This window comes from Burkholderia paludis, assembly GCF_000732615.1.
GTDB classification, from domain to species: Bacteria; Pseudomonadota; Gammaproteobacteria; order Burkholderiales; family Burkholderiaceae; genus Burkholderia; species Burkholderia paludis.
This window is the reverse complement of record NZ_JPGL01000001.1, coordinates 1-17,300: the sequence shown is the minus strand read 5'-3', so window position 1 is coordinate 17,300 and position 17,300 is coordinate 1. Positions and strand designations below refer to the sequence as shown.

15 protein-coding genes are annotated in these 17,300 nt (G+C 69.6%); 6 read left to right on the top strand and 9 right to left on the bottom strand.

Annotated elements, in window-relative coordinates; all coding sequences use genetic code 11:
* Positions 1-72: 72 nt before the first annotated feature.
* Positions 73-1,215 (bottom strand): glycerophosphodiester phosphodiesterase, encoded by a 1,143-nt coding sequence (locus GQ56_RS0100085; RefSeq protein WP_031396707.1) that lies wholly within the window; start codon positions 1,213-1,215, stop codon positions 73-75.
* Positions 1,216-1,589: 374 nt separating this feature from the next.
* Between GQ56_RS0100085 and GQ56_RS0100075 the strand changes: the two genes are divergently transcribed.
* Both GQ56_RS0100075 and GQ56_RS0100070 read left to right on the top strand, forming a co-directional pair.
* Positions 1,590-2,654: a phytoene/squalene synthase family protein gene (locus tag GQ56_RS0100075; RefSeq protein WP_031396706.1), complete on the top strand. Its 1,065-nt coding sequence runs from the start codon at positions 1,590-1,592 to the stop codon at positions 2,652-2,654.
* A gap of 482 nt (positions 2,655-3,136) precedes the next feature.
* Positions 3,137-4,357, top strand: a complete 1,221-nt coding sequence (locus GQ56_RS0100070; protein ID WP_031396705.1) for a porin — start codon at positions 3,137-3,139, stop codon at positions 4,355-4,357.
* Between the two features lie 220 nt (positions 4,358-4,577).
* On the opposite strand, the gene GQ56_RS0100065 is transcribed toward GQ56_RS0100070, so the two are convergent.
* The 8 genes from GQ56_RS0100065 to pdxR form a co-directional block, all read right to left on the bottom strand.
* Positions 4,578-6,068, bottom strand: a complete 1,491-nt coding sequence (locus GQ56_RS0100065; RefSeq protein WP_031396704.1) for an efflux transporter outer membrane subunit — start codon at positions 6,066-6,068, stop codon at positions 4,578-4,580.
* Between the two features lie 9 nt (positions 6,069-6,077).
* Positions 6,078-7,232 (bottom strand): ABC transporter permease, encoded by a 1,155-nt coding sequence (locus GQ56_RS0100060; protein WP_031396703.1) that lies wholly within the window; start codon positions 7,230-7,232, stop codon positions 6,078-6,080.
* Positions 7,229-8,188: an ABC transporter ATP-binding protein gene (locus GQ56_RS0100055; RefSeq protein WP_031396702.1), complete on the bottom strand. Its 960-nt coding sequence runs from the start codon at positions 8,186-8,188 to the stop codon at positions 7,229-7,231. The genes GQ56_RS0100060 and GQ56_RS0100055 overlap by 4 nt, the downstream gene beginning before the upstream one ends.
* Positions 8,185-9,150, bottom strand: coding sequence for an HlyD family secretion protein (locus GQ56_RS0100050; RefSeq protein WP_031396701.1), 966 nt, complete (start codon positions 9,148-9,150; stop codon positions 8,185-8,187). The genes GQ56_RS0100055 and GQ56_RS0100050 overlap by 4 nt, the downstream gene beginning before the upstream one ends.
* Positions 9,147-9,845, bottom strand: coding sequence for a TetR/AcrR family transcriptional regulator (locus GQ56_RS0100045; RefSeq protein WP_031396700.1), 699 nt, complete (start codon positions 9,843-9,845; stop codon positions 9,147-9,149). The genes GQ56_RS0100050 and GQ56_RS0100045 overlap by 4 nt, the downstream gene beginning before the upstream one ends.
* A gap of 284 nt (positions 9,846-10,129) precedes the next feature.
* Complete coding sequence (locus GQ56_RS0100035) at positions 10,130-10,552, bottom strand: cupin domain-containing protein (RefSeq protein ID WP_031396699.1); 423 nt, start codon at positions 10,550-10,552, stop codon at positions 10,130-10,132.
* A gap of 10 nt (positions 10,553-10,562) precedes the next feature.
* Positions 10,563-11,000: a carboxymuconolactone decarboxylase family protein gene (locus GQ56_RS0100030; protein ID WP_031396698.1), complete on the bottom strand. Its 438-nt coding sequence runs from the start codon at positions 10,998-11,000 to the stop codon at positions 10,563-10,565.
* 94 nt (positions 11,001-11,094) lie between these two features.
* Positions 11,095-12,579 carry a MocR-like pyridoxine biosynthesis transcription factor PdxR gene (gene pdxR, locus GQ56_RS0100025; RefSeq protein WP_031396697.1) on the bottom strand — a complete coding sequence of 495 codons (1,485 nt, stop codon included), beginning with the start codon at positions 12,577-12,579 and terminating at the stop codon, positions 11,095-11,097.
* Positions 12,580-12,868: 289 nt separating this feature from the next.
* Between pdxR and GQ56_RS0100020 the strand changes: the two genes are divergently transcribed.
* The 4 genes from GQ56_RS0100020 to GQ56_RS0100005 all read left to right on the top strand — a co-directional run bounded on the left by GQ56_RS0100020 (position 12,869) and on the right by GQ56_RS0100005 (position 17,087).
* Positions 12,869-13,786 carry a LysR family transcriptional regulator gene (locus GQ56_RS0100020; protein WP_031396696.1) on the top strand — a complete coding sequence of 306 codons (918 nt, stop codon included), beginning with the start codon at positions 12,869-12,871 and terminating at the stop codon, positions 13,784-13,786.
* A gap of 147 nt (positions 13,787-13,933) precedes the next feature.
* Complete coding sequence (locus tag GQ56_RS0100015; protein WP_031396695.1) at positions 13,934-14,683, top strand: SDR family oxidoreductase; 750 nt, start codon at positions 13,934-13,936, stop codon at positions 14,681-14,683.
* Between the two features lie 453 nt (positions 14,684-15,136).
* Entirely contained in the window at positions 15,137-15,823 is a 687-nt protein-coding gene (locus GQ56_RS0100010) for a type 1 glutamine amidotransferase domain-containing protein (protein WP_031396694.1), read from the top strand.
* Between the two features lie 154 nt (positions 15,824-15,977).
* Complete coding sequence (locus tag GQ56_RS0100005; protein WP_031396693.1) at positions 15,978-17,087, top strand: NADH:flavin oxidoreductase/NADH oxidase; 1,110 nt, start codon at positions 15,978-15,980, stop codon at positions 17,085-17,087.
* Positions 17,088-17,300: the final 213 nt, after the last annotated feature.

Sequence of the window (17,300 nt, the reverse complement as noted above, 5' to 3'; positions counted from 1 at the left end):
CCGCGCCACCGGGCGCGGCGCGACCTGCGATGCGCCGCGCCCTTGGCCGCGAACGGTTGGCGTCCGGCGCGCTCAGCGCTTGAACGTATCGACGGCCGTGCGGCCGACCGCCGGATCGTCGGTGAAGAAGCCGTCGATGCCCGCGCGCAGGTACGCCTGGATCTCGCGCACCGAGCCGGCGGTGTTGCGCGCGGCCGGCGTGCCGCTGTCCTTCAGCGATGCGGGCAGGAAGTTGTTCTCCGGGCGGAACGTGTACGGATGCACGACGAGGCCGGCCTCGTGCGCGTAGCGCACGTACGGCGTCGGCTGCTGCAGCGTGCCGTCCGCCGCGACCGTGATGATCGACGTCTTGTACGGGCCGACGCCGTTCGCATAGGTCGCGATCTCGCGCATGCCGTCGCGCGTCGACAGGTCGCCGTAGGTGCGCTTGTCGTTTGCCTTCACGAAGTCGTACGGGCGCTGGCCGGCTTCGTCCATCAACTGCACGAGCTTCCAGTTCGGCTGGCTCGACTTGATCCGGTTGCGGATCGCCTTCAGGTTCGCGACTTCGAACGACTGGATGTAGACGGTCGCGGTGCGGGCCGTGTACGAATCCTTCAGCAGCGCGTCGACGAGACGGTCTTCAAGCGGCAGGCCGATCGACTGGAAGTAGGTCGGATGCTTGGTCTCCGGATACAGGTGAATCGTGCGGCCGGTCTGCGCGGACATCTGCTTCGCGAGCGCGACGATCTCGTCGAAGGTCGGGATTTCGAACTGGTCGTTGTACGCGGTGTTCGCGGGGCGCACCTGCGGAATGCGCTCGCGGGCGCGCAGCGTCTTCAGTTCGGCGAGCGTGAAATCCTCGGTGAACCAGCCCGTCAGCTGCGTGCCGTCGATGGTCCTGGTCGCCTTGCGGTTCGCGAACTGCGGCAGCGTCGACACGTTGGTCGTGCCCGAGATCTCGTTCTCGTGGCGGGCGACGAGCACGCCGTCGCGGGTCGACACGAGATCGGGCTCGATCACGTCCGCGCCGTCCTCGATCGCCTTGCGGTACGACGCGAGCGTGTGTTCGGGGCGCAGCGCGCTCGCGCCGCGATGGCCGACCACCTGGACCTTCGCGGAAATCGGCCGGGTGGGATCGGCGCTCAGGTCGTCGCCGCCGCATGCGGCGAGCAGGAGGGCGGCGGCACAGGCGAACGGGATGCAGCGCAGGGCGGTCGGGCGCTTGAAGAGCATGTCGGTGAACCTTCGAAACGGGAGTCGGAAAAGGGCGGTCGCTCCGGCCGTGCGGCGGTCTGCCGTGCGACGCGGATTCGATCGGGACGCGATCGTCGCACCTAATAATTACATATGTATTACTTCATGCTTTCCGTTTTGTTTTATCGGGGCGCGATATCCGTATCGGGGCCGGTCGGGGCGGCTCCGCGCGTGCGGCTTTCGGAGTGTCTCGGGCAGGCGGCGTGCCGGATGCACTAAACTTGCGGGAATTTTGCATCGCCGCGCCGGGGCCGACGCCCGTCCGGCGCGACGATGCGGCGACTCGCGGCCCGGCGCGGGCGTCCGGCGCCCGTCTGGGGCCGGGGCCCGCGCCGGCCGATTCTTCCCGATCCATGACGACCCGAACCGATTCCGCCTTCCTGCTCGGCGACCTGCTGAAGAATGTTTCCCGCTCCTTCTACCTGACGCTGCGCGTGCTGCCCGACGGCATGCGCGACCCGGTCGGCCTCGCGTACCTGCTCGCGCGCGCGGCCGACACGATCGCCGACACGGCGCTCGTCGCGCCCGATCGCCGGGCGGCGTTGCTGACCGACTTGCGCAACGAGATCGAGCGGCTCGGCGACGGCGCGGCGCTGGCGCGCTCGCTCGACGACGTGACGCGGATGCAGACCGATTCGCACGAACTGGTGCTGCTCGGCTCGATGGAGCCGATGCTCGCGCTGCTGCGCACCCAGCCGGAAGCGGACAGCGCGTCGATCCGCAAGGTGGTCGCGACGCTGACGGCGGGGATGGAGTTCGACCTGCGCACCTTCCCGGACGAGCAGTCGGGGCAGGTCGCGTCGTTGCCGACGCGCGACGCGCTCGATCGCTACACGTATCTCGTCGCCGGCTGCGTGGGCGAGTTCTGGACCGACATGACGGGCATGCATACGCGTGCCGCGCGGCGCTGGGACTTGCCGGACATGCGCGAGAAGGGCATCCGGTTCGGCAAGGCGTTGCAGATGACCAACATCCTGCGCGATTGCGCGAAGGATCTGCGCATCGGCCGCTGCTACCTGCCCGACGACGTGCTGGGCGGGCACGGGCTGGGCGTTGCCGACCTGATGTCGTCCGACGCGTCGGCGCGCGCGCGCGGCGTGCTGGTCGACCTGCTGCGCGTGACGCTCGACCAGTATCGCGACGCGTGCCTGTATACGCTCGCGATCCCGCGCCGCTTCGTGCGGCTGCGGCTCGCGTGCCTGTGGCCGATCATGATCGGCCTCGAAACGCTCGAACTGCTGGCCGCCCACGACGCGTGGCTCGATCCGGCCAGGCCGGCCAAGGTGCCGAGAAAGCGCATCTACCGGATCATGGCCTCGTCGCTCGCGCTCGTCGGCTCGAACGCGGCGATCCGGGCGCGCACGGGCGCGCTCGCCGCTGCGGTGAACGCGCGGCTCGTGCAGCCCGCGGCGCGCTGAACGATGCCGGCACGCCAGGTGCCGGCGTCGCCCCCTCGGCCCGCGCTCGCCGGGCCGTTCCTGTCCGATTTCCCCAACACCCGCTGAAACGTTTTCATTATTTCGTTTCGCGAAACGTGGGTGTCATGAACGTCGGCGATCCTGCGCGGCGACGTGAATCGCAGCGTCAGCCGCGATCACGTTTTTGTAAGAAGATATTTCGCCGAAGGCATCTGACGACATCCGACGGAGCGCGTTGCACCCGTAAAAATGTAAAGCTAGGGTTTTCACCGGGAAATGCCGGAAAGGCCCGCCAGGCAAGCGTTTCAAGGTGTTACGTAACCGTTTGGTGAACCCGCGCGTTGCGTCGATCATACGATGACCGACTGCACAGGTTGGGAAACAATTGGTAATCCGTCAGAATCGCGTCGGCATGTACTCGCACATGTGTCAGTCACAAAACCACACCACAAAAGAAATCATTCTTTGAGGACGGAGAATCAATGAAAAAGCGCGTCGCTGTCGCCATGACGGCAGCTGGCCTTGCAGCCGCTACCGCCGCCCACGCCCAGAGCAGCGTAACCCTGTACGGTATCGTCGATAACGGTATCGCCTACCAGAACAACTCGTCGGCGACCGGCGCGACCACGGGTGGTCACTCGAAGGTGCAGATGTCCACCGGCGTGTGGGCAGGCAGCCGCTTCGGCCTGAAGGGCAGCGAAGATCTCGGCGGCGGCACGAAGGCGATTTTCCAGTTGGAAGCGGGCGTCAACACGGCTAACGGCTCGTCGCAGTGGACCAACGGCATCTTCACGCGTCAGGCATGGGTCGGTATGACCAACGCCACGTACGGTACGCTGACGGCCGGCCGTCAGTACACGGCGTACTACACGCTGCTGTCGCCGTACAGCCCGACGACCTGGCTGACGGGCTACTACGGCGCGCACCCGGGCGATATCGACTCGCTGGATACCAGCTACCGCGCGAACAACTCGCTCGTGTACATGTCGCCGAAGTTCTACGGCTTCACGGTCGGCGGTTCGTACTCGTTCGGCGGCGTCGCGGGCGCGACGAACCGCGGCTCGACGTGGAGCGCGGCGGTCCAGTACCTGAACGGCCCGGCAGGCATCGCGGTCGGCTATCAGAAGGTCAACAACGCGACGCTCGGCGGCGGCGCATGGGGCGCGAACTCGACCACGCAGAACGGCCTGAACGCGGCAGGTACCAACGGCGTCGAGCCGGCGGTGTCGTCGATCAACAACGGCTACCAGTACGCGCAGTCGCAACAGCGCGTGGCGGTCACGGCCGGCTACCAGTTCACGCCGTCGTGGGACATTTCGGCGTCGTTCTCGAACGTGCAGTACATCCCGGGCATCGGTTCGGGCTTCAAGAACACGGCGATCTTCAACACGGCAGGCGCCGTGCTGCACTGGAAGGCATCGGCTCAGTGGGACTTCGCGGCAGGCTACTCGTACACGGCGGCAACGCAGTCGAACGGCATCACCAGCTCGGCCAAGTACCACCAGGTCACGGTGTCGCAGTACTACAGCCTGTCGAAGCGCACGGGCCTGTACGCAGTTGAGGCTTACCAGCACGCAAGCGGCAACACGCTGACCCCGACGGGCGGCATCATCGCCGCTACGACGTCGATCGGCGACGGCGTGGGCGCAGGTTCGAAGCAGAACCAGATCGGCCTCGGCGTCGGTCTGATCCACCGCTTCTGATGTCGCGCGGCGCGCGAGCGCCGCTTGCGGCAGGCGGTATGAAAAACCGGCCTTCGGGCCGGTTTTTTTATTGGGTGCGCTGGTTTGCGTGCATGTGTGCATGCGGGATTGCGTGACCGGCCGCCGTCGAACGGAAGCGGTCGGCGATGAAAGCCGGGTCTGACGCACGGTTGCGCATAGCTCGTCGGTATCCTGCCCGTTTCAGCGCCGTCCGGCGCGATCACTGCGCCGCGTCTTCCGTCCAGCTCCCCGCCAGTGCCTGAAACAACGCCGCCGTATCCGTCAGCCGGTCGGCTTGCGCCCGCGTACGGTCGAGCGCGGCCTGCAACGCCTGCCGCTGTGCGTCGAGCAGGTCGAACGTACTGATCCCTCCCGCCGCGTAACGATCGGCCGCGATGGTGTTGCTTGCCGTCGCTTCCCGTGCGGCCGTGTCTCGCGCCTGCAACGCGGCCGCGTCGTGTTCGACCGCGCGCAGCGCGTCGGCCACCTGCTGCAGCGCCTCCAGCACGGTTTCGCGATAGCTCGCGAACGCGGCGTCGTACGCGGCCTCGGCCGCACGCTTCTTCGCGTGCAGCTCGCCGCCGTGAAAGAGCGGCTGCGTCAGGCCGAGCCCGACGTTCCACACGTTGAGCCCGCTCACGATATCCGCGATGCGCGTGCGCTCCGAGCCGATCCCCGCGGAAATCGAAAAACGCGGATACAGGTTCGCGGTGGCCACGCCGACGTTTGCGCTCGCCTGGTGCAGCACGGCTTCGGCCGCGCGGATGTCGGGCCGTTCGCGCGCGAGCGTCGACGGCAGCGCGACGGGCAACGTACGCGGCAACGCGAGCGCATCGAGCGGGAGGTCGGGCAGCGCCGCGTCGGACGGCGGCGTGCCGAGCAGGATCGCGAGCCGGTGGCCGGCCTGCGCGAGGCGCGCCGCGAGCGGCGGCAGCGACGCCTGCGTTTGCGCGAGCAGCACGCGTTGCGCGTGCACGTCGGCCTGCGACACGCCGCCCGCCGCGAAGCGCGCGTCGACGATGCGCAACTGTCGCGCCTGCGCGTCGACGAGCTGCCGCGTGAGCGCGACCTGCCGCGCCAGCGACGCGCGCAGGATCGCGGTGGCGACGACGTTGCCCGCGAGCGTCAGGCGCGCGGCGTCGAGCGTGTACGCCTGGTAGTCGACCTGCGCGCGCAGCGCTTCGAGCGCGCGCCGGTTGCCGCCGAATACGTCGAGCACGTACGACACGCTCACCGACGCGTCGTACAGCGTGAACGGCCCCGGGTTCGGCACGTTGGCCGGCAAGCCGAACGCGGTCGTATTGACCTTCTCGCGCGTGGCGGACAGGTTCGCGTCGACACTCGGCAGCATCGTCGCACCGGCCTCGGCCGCATGGTTCTGCCGCGCTTCGTCGAGCCGCGCGCGGGCTTCGGCGAGCGTCGGGCTGTCTTGCCAGGCGGTGTCGACGAGCCGGTTGAGCGCGTCGGAGCCGAACTGCGTCCACCAGCGCCGTGGCGTGTGCGCGGCGGACGCGAAGGTCTGCGCGTCGCCGGCCGGCCCGCCGGCGGCGGCCGTCGTCGCCGGCATCGCGTCGTGCGTGTAGTGCGGCGTGGCCGGCGCATCCGGCTGGCGGAAATCCGGCCCGACCGCGCAGCCGGCGACGAGCAGCGCGACGGCGGCCAGCGTGCAGCGGCGGGCGGCGAAAGCGGTGCGATGCGAGGCCGGTTTCATCGTCGGGTCCTAGTCGAGCGTGCGCCGGTAAAAGCGCAGCGCGACGCCCATCACGACGACGGTGAACAGCGCGACGGGCCACACCGACGGCCACAGGTCGGTCCAGCCGTTGCCTTTCAGCAGGATGCCGCGCACGAGCCGGTTGAAGTAGGTGAGCGGCAGCAGGTTGCCGATGAACTGCGCCCACTTCGGCATCCCGGCGAACGGGAACATGAAGCCCGACAGCAGGATGTTCGGCAGGAAGTAGAACACCGCGAGCTGCATCGCCTGCAACTGGTTCTGCGCGAGCGACGACAGCGTGATGCCGACCGTCAGGTTCGCGGCGATGAACAGCAGCGCGGACAGGTAGATCGCGAACACGCCGCCGACGAACGGCACCTCGAACACGAAGCGGGCGGCCGCCAGAATGATCGACACCTGGATCAGCCCGATCAGCACGTACGGGATGATCTTGCCCGTCATCACCTCGAGCGGCCGCACGGGCGTCGCGAGCAGGTTCTCCATCGTGCCGCGCTCGCGTTCGCGCGTGATCGCGAGGCCCGTCATCATCACCATCGTCATCGTCAGGATCACGCCCATCAGGCCCGGTACGACGTTGTATTGCGTGATGCCCTCGGGGTTGTACAGCCGGTGCAGCACCACGTCGAACGCGGCCGGGCGGCCGTTCAGGTGCGCGAGCGGGCCCGTCAGGTCCTTGTCCGCGACGGGCTGCACGAGGCCCGTCAGCGCGCCGATCGCCGACGCGGTCGCGACGGGATCGGTCGCGTCCGCCTCGACGAGCAGCGACGGGCGCTCGCCGCGCAGCAGCCGGCGCGAGAAATCGGCCGGAACGCTCAGCACGAACAGCACTTCGCCGCGTGCGAGCGCGCGCCGGCCGGCCGCCTCGTCGGGCAGCGTCGCGACGAGGTCGAAGTACGCGGAATTGCGCATCGCGGCGACGAAGCTGCGCGCGAACGGGCTCGCGTCGGCGACGATCACCGCGGTCGGCAGGTGCTTCGGATCGGTGTTGATCGCGAAGCCGAACAGCGCGAGCTGGATGATCGGCACGCCGACGATCATCGCGAACGTCACGCGGTCGCGGCGCAGCTGCAGGAATTCCTTCAGCACGATGCTCCACCAGCGCGCGACCGAGAACGATTCGCGCAGGCGTACCCACGCGTTCATGACGATGCTCCGTCGGGCGGCCGGGACGCGTGCCCCATCATGTAGATGAAGACGTCCTCGAGCCCGGTGTCGATCGGCGCGACCTGCAGCGCCGCAGCGCCGTCCGCCTGCGCGGCGACCTGCGCGAGCGTCGCGTCGAGGCGCACGCGATCGCGGCCGCTCACGTGCAGCGCCGAGCCGAACACGACCGTCTGGTCGACGCCCGGCATCGTGCGCAGCCGCGCGGACAGTTCGGCCAGGCGCGCGCCGGTGATCGCGCGGGTCGCGAGCCCCTGCGACGCGACGATCTCAGCGGCGGTGCCTTGCGCCAGCAGCTCGCCGTACGCGATGTACGCGAGCTTGTGGCAGCGCTCGGCTTCATCCATGTAGTGCGTGCTGACGAGCACCGAAATGCCCTGCGCGGCGAGCCGGTGCAGTTCTTCCCAGAAGTCGCGGCGCGCGGCCGGGTCGACGCCCGCGGTCGGCTCGTCGAGCAGCAGCAGCTCCGGTTCGTGCAGCATGCACGCGGCCAGCGCGAGACGCTGCTTCCAGCCGCCCGACAGCGCGCTCGTGAGCTGGTCCGCGCGGCTTGCGAGGCCGAGCCCGTCGAGGGCGCGCGCGACGGCCGCCTTGCGGTCGGGCATGCCGTACACGCGGGCGACGAAGTCCAGGTTCTCGCGGATCGACAGGTCTTCCCAGTACGAGAAGCGCTGCGTCATGTAGCCGACGCGCCGCTTGATCTGCGCGCTGTCGCGCACGATGTCGTAGCCGAGGCAGGTGCCGCTGCCCGAGTCGGGCGTGAGCAGGCCGCACATCATCCGGATCGAGGTGGTCTTGCCGCTGCCGTTCGGCCCGAGAAAGCCGAAGATCTCGCCGCGCGCGACGCGCAGCGACACGTCCTTGACGACGTGCTTGTCGCCGAAGCGCTTGTTCAGGCGATCGACGTCGATCGCGTACGGCGCGCCCGGCGCGTTCATCGCACCCTCACGGCGACGGGCTGGCCGGGGTGCAGCTTCGGCGCGTCGGCCATGGCGGGGCGCGCCTCGATCATGAACACGAGCTTGGTGCGGCTCTCGTTGCTGTAGATCACGGGCGGCGTGTATTCGGCCTCGCTCGACACGTACGTGATGCGCGCGGGCACGTCGGCGGCGCAGCCGTCGCAGTGAATCGCGACCGTCCGGCCGGGCGCGAGCGATGCGATCGCGGCTTCCGGCACGAAGAAGCGCACCTTCAGGTTTTGCGGCGGCAGCATCTGTACTACCGGATTGCCGGCCGGGACCCATTCGCCGACGCGGTACAGCGTGTCGTACACGCGCCCGGCGGCCGGCGCGGCGACGCGCTTCTGGTCGAGCTTCCATTGCGCATCGGCGACCGCCGCCTGCGCGGCTTCGACCTGTGCGGCCTGCGCGGCGACCTGCTGCGCGCGGCCCGGCAGGTGCGCGACGTCGACCTGGTGACGCAGTTCGCGCTCCTGCGCGGCGGTGGTCCGCGCGGACGTGCGCGAATCGTCGAGCTGCTGTTGCGACAGGCCGCCGGCCGCGTACTGGCGTTCGTCGCGCGCGAGTTGCGCGGCGGCGCGCGCGGCCTGCGCGGCGGCCTGGGCGAGTTGCGCCTGCGTGACCGCGACTTCCGGCGGGCGCTTGCCGGTCTGCAGGTCGGCAAGTTGCGCGCGGGCGGCGGCGAGCTGGTGTTGCGCCTGCCGCAGCAAGGCCGCTTCGCTGACGGCTTCGAGCGAGAACGCGGGCGTGCCCGCGGCGACGGCCTGGCCGCGTTCGACCGCCAGCTGCGTCAGCGTGCCCGACTGCGACGACGACAGGTACACGAATTCGCCCTCGACATAGCCCTGGTAGGTCGCGCCGTCGTCCGTCGACCGTCCGCAGCCGGCGAGCAGCGCAACGGTCGCGGCCAGCGCGAGCGACCATGCGCGGACGGCGTTCACGACGCGCTCCGCGGCGGGCGCGCCCGCGTGTGACGCGCGGCGGCCGGCGGCTGCATGCCGGACCCGAGCAGCGCGCGGACGTGGCGGTGCAGCACGTCGCGGTCGATCGGCGGCAGGCCGCGTACGCTTTGCCACAGTTTCGCGGTCGCGAGCGGCAGCATCACGAGCGCCAGGATCGAATGGAACAGGAACGCGGGCTCGAGCGCGGGGTTCAGCGTGCCGGCCTGCTGGGCGCCGCGGATGCGCTCGGCGAAGCGCCCGACATGGTCGAGCGGAATGCGCCGGACCATCCGCTCGCGCAGCAGCCCGCCTTCATGGACGATCTCGCGCAGCCAGATCGACGGCAGCCACGGCATGCGGCGCGTGACGTCGAAGAAGCGGTCGACGAGCTCGGCGACGAGCGCGAACGGATCGTTTTCGATCTGCGGCTCGGTCGGCCGCCACACGAACGCGATGGCCTGCGCGAGCCGCTCCTCGACGATCGCGTCGAGCAGTTGCTCGCGATTCGTGAAGTAGTAGTGGACCATCGCCGACGTGACGCCGGCGGCGGCGGCGATCTGCGCGACCGTCGTCGCGGCGATGCCGCGCTCGGCGAACAGTTGCGTCGCCACGTCCAGCATGTGGTTGCGCAGGTCGAAGTCGTCGACCGACGGGCGGCGCCCGCGCGGCCTGGCGGCGATGGATTTCGCGTTCATGCAGTCGAAGCTAATTGACGGGTTAGTTAATTTCAAGGAAGAACCGTCGCCGTTGTTGATCGAGATCAGTCGGGCGTCGAACAGGGACGCGGGAGAGAGGGGCGGCGGCGGCGGGCGGGGCGCCGTGGAGTGCGTGTAGGGAGTGGCTAACGAAAACCGGCGGAGAGGTGGCAGAGAGGCGGCAGAGAGGTGGTGGAGAGGTGGTGGAGAGGCGATGGTGAACCGGCTGGGCAGCCGGTTGCGAAGCCGAGGGGCGAGCCGATGGCGCGCCCCCCGTCATGCGGTCATTGATCGATCGGCGACGTCAGCGGCGCATGTTCGCCGGTCAGGCCGAATACGACGAGCTGCGCGGGCTCGGTCGCGCTCGCGTTGCGCGACACTTGGTGGCGCGAGCCCGGCGCTTCGTACCAGCCTTCGCCGGCGCGGTAGCGGCGCAGCGGGCCGCCGTTCACCTGCGACAGCACTTCGCCCTTCGACACGACTGCGAACACCGAGCCGAGGTGCCGGTGCGCTTCGGAGGCCTGGCCGGGCGCATAGTCGACGGTCGCGACGACCGCGAGCTTGCCGGGCGCTTCGGGCACGGCCTGCTGCATGATCGTGTGCACGTTGTCGCCGGCGTCGTGCGCCCGGGCGGCGGCCGACAGCAGCGCGGCGCCGGCCGCGAGCCAGGCGTACAGGGCGGCGCGCGTGAGCGTGGAGCGGGTCATCGTCGTCTCCTTACTCGGGCATCTTGCGGAACGCGATCGCCAGGCGGTTCCACGAGTTGATGGTGGCGATCAGCATCGACAGGTCGAACAGCTCCTCGTCGCTGAAATGCGGCTTCACGGCTTCCCAGACGGCGTCGGGGACGTGGTTGCCGGCGACCAGCGTCAGCGCCTCGGTCCATTCCAGCGCGGCGCGTTCGCGCTCGGTGAAGAACGGCGTTTCGCGCCACGTGACGACGGTGGCGAGACGGCGGTCGGTTTCGCCGCCCTTGCGCGCGTCGGACGTGTGCATGTCGACGCAGAATGCGCAGCCGTTGATCTGCGACGCGCGCAGGCGGACGAGTTCGGCGAGCGGCTTCTCGATCGAGCACTTGGCGAGGAATTCCTCGGCGTTGCGCATCACCTTGATCGCATTCGGGCTGACGGCATAGAAGTTCAGGCGCGGTTGCATGGCGGGTCCTTTTTCGGTTGGTGCGCACGGTGGCGCGACAGGACCTACTTTAAGACGCGCACTGGCCTGCTTGAATGACCAATTTCATGAAAATTCAGGTAACCAGTATCCGGCCATCGAAGCCGTTCGCACCCAGCAGCCCGGCCAGCGTCGCGAGCGCCGCGTCGATGCGCAGCGCGTCGATGCCGCCATAGCCGAACAGCAGCCCCGGCCGCACCGGCACGCCGACATGGAACGCCGAGATGCCGTACAGGCCGATATCCTGCGCGCGGGCCGCGCGCACCACCGCCGCTTCGTCGAGCCCCGGCTTCAGATGGGCGGCGAGGTGGATGCCGGCAGTCGGCACGATCGCGTCGAACCACGGCGCGAGTTCGCCGCGCAGATGCGCGATCAGCATCTTGCGGCGCGCGTCGTAGTGCTTCTGCATGCGCTTCAGGTGCCGCGCGAAATCGCCTTCGAGCATGAAGCGCGCGAGCGCCGCCTGCGTGAGCGTGCACGTGTGCCAGTCGACGATCTGCTTCGCCTTGGCCAGCGCGCCGCGCAGCGCGTGCGGCGGAATCGCGTAGCCGATCCGCAGCTCCGGAAAGATCGTTTTCGAGAACGTGCCGACGTAGGCGACGAGGCCGGTGCGGTCCAGGCTTTTCAGCGACTCCACCGGCCGGCCTTCGAAGCGGAATTCGCCGTCGTAGTCGTCCTCGATGATGACCGCGCGACGGCGCTGCGCCCACTCGAGCAGCGCGACGCGCCGGTCGAGCGTCATCGGCATCCCGAGCGGGAACTGGTGCGACGGCGTCACGTAGACGAGGCGCGCGTCGTCGGGCAGCCGTTCCGTGACGAGCCCGTGCGCATCGACCGGCACGCCGATCACCGTCGCGCCGAGCGACGCGAACGCGGCGCGGGCGGGCGGATAGCCGGGATCCTCGACCGCGACGACGTCGCCGGGCCGCACGACGACGCGGGCGATCAGGTCGAGCGCCTGCTGGGCGCCCTGCGTGACGAGCACGTCGTTCCAGGTGCACGCCACCGCGCGGCTGAACGCGACGTAGCGCGCGATCGCGCCGCGCAACTGCGGATCGCCGGCCGGGTCGTGGTACTGGCCGGGGCCGCGCGCCTGCTGGCGCAGCGCGTGATGCAGGCAGCGCCGCCACGCGTCGAACGGGAACAGCGCCTTGTCGGTCACGCCGCCGCGAAAGTCGGAGCCGGGTGTGTCCTGCGGCGCGGGCATCGAGAGCGTGTCGGGCAGGTCGCGCCACAGCGCGCGCGCATCGACCGCGTCGATGCGCGGCGTGTCCTCGACGATCGACGGCGTGGACATCGCCGCCGCGTGCGGTACGCGCGCGAGGCCGTCGGCGACGAAGGTGCCGTCGCCGGCGCGCGTATTCAGGTAGCCCTCGGCGACGAGGCGCTCGAATGCGTCGAGCGTCGTCTTGCGCGAGACGCCGAGCTGTTTCGCCAGGTCGCGGGTCGACGGCAGCCGCGCGCCGCCCTCAAGACGCCCGTCGACGATCGCGGTGCGCAGTTGCCGGAAGATCTGCCCCGTCAGGTCGTGACGGCCTTCGATGCGGATGGCGATGTCCATCGCGGTGGTTACCTCGATCAAGGGGAATTCTGTGTGAATCAGCATACCGGAAGTCGCGGCGGCGAGCGGTGGCGTGGGGCCTGATAGTCCGACGGCTCGACGGCCCAGCAGCCCGGCGGGACGCGGATGCCGTCGGCGTGGGCGCAGGCGCGTGGCCTCCGCACAACGGGAGACACCGACCGGGCCACTCCCCGATGACAGACATCGCCCGCCGCCGCCCCGGTTGCGCGATTGGACCTCGGCCCGCCGCTGTCTTACGATCCACGACAACCCCACCCCGGAGGATTTCATGCTGTCCGAAGACGAACTGGCGTTGCTCGATGCGATCCGTGCCACCGGCAGCCTGTCGCGCGCGGCGGCGCGGCTCGGCAAGGCGCCGTCGACGGTGTCGTATGCGGCGCGCCAGCTCGAAACGCGGTTCGACGCGCTGCTGTTCGACCGGCGCGGCTACCGGCTGCGGCTGACGCCGGCCGGGCAGTTGCTGACCGACGAGGCGGCCCGGCTGGCGCTGGACGTCGCGCGGCTGACGCAGCGCGTGCGGCAGGTCGCGAGCGGCTGGGAGGATCGGCTATGGATCGTCAGCGACGAGGTGCTCGAATTCGATACGCTGCTGCCGGTCGTCCGCGCGTTCGATGCGCTCGATTCGGGCGTGTCGCTGCGTTTCACGCACGAGGTGCTCGGCGGCACCTGGGAGGCGCTGCGCGACGGCCGCGCGGACCTGGTCGTCGGCGCGACCAACGCGCCGCCGGCGATGCCCGGCTTCAAGTGGTTCGAACTGGGCACGATGGAATGGGTGTTCGCGGTGGCGCCGCGCCATCCGCTGGCAGCCGCGAGCGGCGAGCTGACGCGGGAGGCGATCGGCGCGCATCGCGCGGTCGTCGTCGCCGATTCGTCGCGGCGCGCGACCAGCCGCGCATATGGCCTGCTCGGCGGTCAGCCGGTGCTCGCGGTGCCGTCGATGCGCGCGAAGATCCTCGCGCAGCGCGACGGGCTCGGCGTCGGCTGGGTGCCGCGCCGCCGCGCGGCGGCGCTGCTCGCGCGCGGCGAGCTGGTCGAGAAGCGGACGGCCGATCCGCGCGAGCCGAACCTGCTGTACGTTGCCTGGCACGGCGACCGCGACGGCCGCGCGCTGCAATGGTGGCTGGAGCAACTGCGCGAACCGAGGCTCGCGCAGCGCCTGCTCGACGGCATCGAGGTGGCCGGCTGACGTGCGCGGCACCGGCGCTCCGGCGGCGTGCCCCCGAGAACACGTTCGACGATTTCGAACATGTTCGCCGCGCACGTCGTACGGCAGGGCGGGGCGCCGCGCGCAACCTGTGTTCACGGTCAATTCACCGGTTCACAGGAGAACATCATGCAACGCTTCGAAGGAAAAACGGTTCTGGTCACGGGCGGCAACAGCGGCATCGGCCTGGCGGCCGCCCGTGCATTTGCCGCCGAAGGCGCACGAGTCATCATCACGGGGCGCGACGCGCAGACGCTCGAAACCGCCCGGCAGGCGCTCGGCGAACGGGCGCTCGCGATTCGCAACGAGGCCGGCAGCGTCGCGTCGGCTCGGGCGCTGGCCGATGCGATCGCGTCGGCGGGGGCGCGGCTCGACGCCGTGTTCGTCAACGCGGGCGTCGCGAAACTCGCGCCGTTCGCCGACAGCGACGAGGCCATGTGGGATCTCGTGTTCGACACCAACGTGAAGGGCGCGTATTTCCAGATCCAGTCGCTGGTGCCGCTGCTGAATCGCGGTGCGTCGATCGTGATCAACGGTTCGATCAATGCCCATATCGGGATGCCCGGCTCGTCGATCTACGCGGCGAGCAAGGCGGCCGTCAATTCGTTCGCGAAGACGCTGTCGACGGAGCTGCTGCCGCACGGCGTGCGCGTGAACGTCGTGAGCCCGGGGCCCGTGCAGACGCCGCTGTACGGCAAGCTCGGGCTCGACGCGGCGACGCTCGACGAGACGGCCGGGAAGATCAGGGGGCTCGTGCCGGTCGGCCGGTTCGGCACACCGGACGAAATCGCGTCGACGGTGCTGCACCTGAGCGCGCCGGAATCCGCGTTCATCGTCGGCGCGGAGATCGTCGCGTCGGGCGGGATGGGGCTGCTCTGATCCGTCCGCCCCGGCGGCGGGCCGCCGCCGCGCGGGGCGGGCGATTCCCGCGAACCGGCCGCCGCGCCGCGGGCTTCGAACGATGGCCGGCATCGGCGGGCCGGCGTATCGTCGAAAGGCCATGACGATGGCAGGGCCGAATGGTCATTTACTAGACGACCGGTCTAATCCGGGGATATCATCCGACCTTGTGAATGCGACGACGTCCGTGGCGCGTGCTGCAAAGACGCAAAAATGCCACTTCACGCTGCGATGCTGTCCGTGCAGCGGGATGCCGTCGTTTTATTTTCCATTTCTCTAGACGACTGGTCTAATAGAAATGGGACGCATCTGGATACGCGAATCGCACGATGGCGCGCCGTCGCGGACTAACCGACAGGCGTGCTGCGCCGGCCGGGTTGGCCGGTCGTGCGGCCCCGTTCCCCCCATCCATTTTCGAAGGAGTGTCCGATCATGAAGATTCTGGTTGTCCTGACCTCGCACGACACGCTCGGCGATACCGGCAAGAAGACCGGCTTCTGGCTCGAGGAACTGGCCGCGCCGTACTACACGTTCAAGGATGCGGGCGTCGAGCTGACGCTCGCGTCGCCGAAGGGCGGCCAGCCGCCGCTCGACCCGAAAAGCAGCGATCCGGCCGCGCAGACCGACGCGACGCGCCGCTTCGAGGCCGATCCGGCGGCGAAAGCCGCGCTCGCCTCGACGCACAAGCTGGCCGAGGTGTCGGTGGACGACTACGACGCCGTGTTTTACCCGGGCGGCCATGGCCCGCTGTGGGATCTCTCCGAGGATCTGCATTCGATCGGCCTGATCGAGCGCGCGCTGGCCGCCGGCAAGCCCGTCGGGGCCGTGTGCCATGCACCGGGCGTGCTGCGGCACGTGAAGAACCCGCAGACCGGCGAATCGGTCGTGCGTGGCAAGCGCGCGACGGGCTTCACCAACAGCGAGGAAGCGGCCGTCGAACTGACGGAAGTCGTGCCGTTCCTCGTCGAGGACATGCTGAAGACCAACGGCGCGGCATTCGAGCGCAGCGCCGACTGGGCGCCGCACGTCGTCACCGATGGGCTGCTGATCACCGGGCAGAACCCCGCGTCGTCCGAGCCCGCGGCCGAGGCGCTGCTCGCGAAGCTCGGCCACCTGTAAGCAAGTTCAAGCACGCCACGGCGCCGGCCGGCCCGACGCCGTTCCGTTTTTGCCGCCGCGGGCAGCCTGCCCGCCGACGGCCCGAATCGTTCCGCCGTGCATGTCGCACGGCGCGTTTCCTGTCGTTTTGTAGAACCAAACAAAGGAGTCGTGGATGTCTGCCCTGTTCGAACCGTTCAAACTCAAGGATGTCACGCTGCGCAACCGCATCGCGGTGCCGCCGATGTGCCAGTACGTCGCCGAGGACGGCGTCGTCAACGACTGGCATCACGTGCATCTGGCCGGCATCGCGCGCGGCGGTGCGGGCCTCGTGATCGCCGAGGCGACGGCCGTGTCGCCCGAAGGGCGCATCACGCCGGGCTGCGCCGGGTTGTGGAACGATGCGCAGGCCGAAGCATTCGCGCCGTCGGTCGCGGCGATCAAGGCGGCCGGCGCGGTGCCGGGCATCCAGATCGCGCACGCGGGCCGCAAGGCGAGCGCGAACCGTCCGTGGGAAGGCGACGATCACATCGCCGACGGCGATCCGCGCGGCTGGCAGACCATCGCGCCGTCCGCCGTGCCGTTCGGTGCGCACCTGCCGAAGACGCCGCGTGCAATGACGCGCGACGACATCGCGCGCGTGCAGGCCGATTTCGTCGCGGCGGCGAAGCGCGCGCGCGACCTGGGCTTCGAATGGCTTGAGCTGCACTTCGCGCACGGCTACCTGGCCCAGAGCTTCTTCTCGGTGCAAGCGAACCGGCGCGACGACGAATACGGCGGTTCGGCGGAAAACCGCGGCCGTTTCCTCGTCGAGACGCTCGCGGCCGTACGCAAGGTGTGGCCCGAGCATCTGCCGCTCACCGCACGGTTCGGCGTGATCGAATACGACGGCCGCGATGAAGAGACGCTCGCCGAATCGATCGCGCTCACGCAGCGGATGAAGCAGGAAGGGCTCGACATGTTGAGCGTGTCGGTCGGCTTCTCGACGCCCGATGCGCAGATTCCGTGGGGGCCGGCGTTTCTCGCGCCGATCGCCGGGCGCGTGCGCCGCGAGGCCGGGCTGCCGGTGTCGTCCGCGTGGGGGATCGATACGCCGCAACTGGCGAACCGGGTGGTCGCGGAAGAGCAACTCGATCTCGTGATGGTCGGCCGCGCGCATCTCGCCGATCCGCACTGGCCGTATTACGCGGCCAAGCAGCTCGGCGTCGAGCGTCCGTCGTGGACGCTGCCCGCGCCTTACGCGCACTGGCTCGAGCGCTACCGGACCGCCGACAAGGTGGCCTGAGCGGGGCGCGGCGCCGGGCGGCTCGCGCATCGCGGGCGACGCCGACCCGGCGCGGATGGATAGAATGGCGGGTCCGCCCCCGCCGGGGGGCGGGGGGGCCGCCCCATTTTTTTTTTTTTTCGCGGGGGGGTGGGGGGGGGCGGGCCCTCGTCTCAAGATTCCGCCGCGCGGCCGCGCGCGCAGCCCCGCGCCCCGGGGGGGGGGGGTGCGGGG